Annotated in this window: 2 protein-coding genes; both read right to left on the bottom strand. The window is 37.9% G+C overall.

Features of this window, described 5'->3' with window-relative positions:
• Window positions 1–86: 86 nt before the first annotated feature.
• A complete protein-coding gene (locus FH603_RS28010) occupies window positions 87–1,022 on the bottom strand; it encodes a hypothetical protein (protein ID WP_186742651.1) in 936 nt (311 codons plus the stop codon).
• Between the two features lie 485 nt (window positions 1,023–1,507).
• Window positions 1,508–1,960 (bottom strand): hypothetical protein, encoded by a 453-nt coding sequence (locus FH603_RS28005; protein WP_186742649.1) that lies wholly within the window; start codon window positions 1,958–1,960, stop codon window positions 1,508–1,510.
• Between the last annotated feature and the right edge of the window lie 122 nt (window positions 1,961–2,082).

The raw sequence follows: 2,082 nt of genomic DNA, 5'->3' as shown, positions 1-2,082 counted from the left end.
GTTTGCGGGCTGTTCTTGAAGCGTTATTCACGGGTCGGCAGACAGTCATCGAGTTGACTTGCTTTCCCTACATTCTGAATGCGTCTTTATGATTTTGAATTAGTATTAGAAATCATTTTAGATACCCACTCATTTGTTTTATCACCAAAAATTTCCTTGTCCTTGCTAGGATTGTCAGACTCCAAAATACCTTTTAACTCTTCGATATCTTGTTGAGATATCTGGCTATCACTAAGCTTTTGCACCAAACTCTCAAAGCTTCCTTTGTTAAATTCTATGTGACTGTCAATACGTACTTTGCTACCTGTATTAATCAGTGATCCGTCTTGTGCCTGAGATACCCCGGAGTTATAACTACCAATTATGGTATTACCACCGCTAACATGAATGCTAGCATGACGTTGAGATTCTTGTTGCTCTTTATATTTTTTCCAATCGTCGAAACCACCCAATTCGATGGCCCTCTCGCCTTCAAGCGTCAACTCGTATGAACTTTTACTCTTGGGCTTGACGAGACCATGCCGTAATACCTTAGCAAACGCTTTTTCATATTCATCTGATGTACCGCGCGTAGGGTGGGCTGCATAGCCCTCTTCTGCGTCATGTAGTATTTGATTTATGTATTCAGATACAGACATATTTTGATGTATAGTCGTATTTATGATTGATGATGCATGAAAATCATATCCTTGAGTAATTCCCAAATTATTGTCACCAACGACAGAGTTGCTAATGCAAAAATCAGGTTTACGATGGCGGTCGCAATAAGTTTGATAGGTGGGATACTGTCTGCCTTCTAAGCTTAGTTTTAGAAAGTTACCACTACCATAAAACCTAGTGCCAAAACCAGATGAAGCACGTTCAGCAAAGCCTTCATTTATCGCAATGTTGGCAATTCTTTCAGCGTAGCTGTCTCCCTCACTATTAGCAGGATGATCTTTAAAAATAAGACTGATATTAATTCCTTTGAAATCGCCAACTTTCAGAGCGGAAAAAATTGTCATTAAATCTTTGTCTTGCATTGATTTTCAATTAATTAAAATTTTAATGCTTATAGTATATCACACAATACTTGGAAGTGAAACCTCAAATTATGTTTAATATAATTCTACGTGAACGAAAGCGTCCTAACGAGTTAAAAAAGTGCTCTATTGGGGGCATGTAAGTTGTCGAACGAGGACCAGCACTCACACTTTTATGCTTATTGGTACCATCAACACCCTGAGTGTTGATACTTGCCTGAACACCGGACTTGCACCTTTACACACCTATTTGGATCTACTGTATGTGCTTAAAAACCTGACAGTAGATAGTAAAAACATATAGCCGCTGGGGATTTGTTCGCTAGAACACGGTGGTTGGGTTGGGCTGTAAACTGTCCTTCGGAACGTGCTCCCTATCATATGGAGTCTACCTACGCGGAGCAAATGAATAACAGAGGGACCAAATTGTCAACTCAATCTATTATTATAAATTCAATACCTACCTAACAGCGAAGCTATCATTGTTAAGTATTGTCATCATCAATGCTCATTTCTTCCTCGCTCATTTTACTTTCAAAGCCATCCTCAATTTTCGTAGCTTTAGTATCTATTTTCTTCTTAGATTTGCTCTCAAATATTGCTGCGATTTTACCCATCCCGGGAATACCTTCTAATTTATCAATTGCTAACTGAAACTTGTAACTCTGTTCCAGAGCTTCCATAATAGGATGATCTGAAGAATTATAGTTTGAAATTAATTTGCCTGGATTTTCAGATGAAATTTGCAAGAAACTAGATAAGAGTCTGAATTTCAATTCTTCGGACTGCTCTTTGTCGTTAATACTTGAAATTTGATTAGATAGGCCCTCGTAAGTCTTACTTAAAACTTCTTTATGTGTATACTCCTCTATCAATCTCTTCGACAAATTCAGTTTTTTACTTGCGGAGTAGGTAAACCATAGTGCAGGAACATACATTGGTACAATAGCTAATACTAAATCAAATTCAATAAGTCGTATCTTTGGTTATGGATTACGCTACTAAAATCAGCCAGACCGTTGACGAACTGCAACAGCTTGAAAAACAGCAGACTAATGTC

It is taken from the genome of Spirosoma utsteinense, from assembly GCF_014282275.1.
Taxonomy (GTDB): Bacteria; Bacteroidota; Bacteroidia; order Cytophagales; family Spirosomataceae; genus Spirosoma; species Spirosoma utsteinense.
The sequence above is the reverse complement of the archived record's forward strand: the minus strand, read 5'-3'. Positions and strand labels throughout refer to the sequence as shown.

Excerpts from the sequence above, each read along its gene's own strand:
- FH603_RS28010 (WP_186742651.1), bottom strand. The coding sequence starts at position 1,022 with ATGCAAGACAAAGATTTAATGACAATTTTTTCCGCTCTGAAAGTTGGC.
- FH603_RS28005 (WP_186742649.1), bottom strand. The coding sequence starts at position 1,960 with ATGTATGTTCCTGCACTATGGTTTACCTACTCCGCAAGTAAAAAACTG.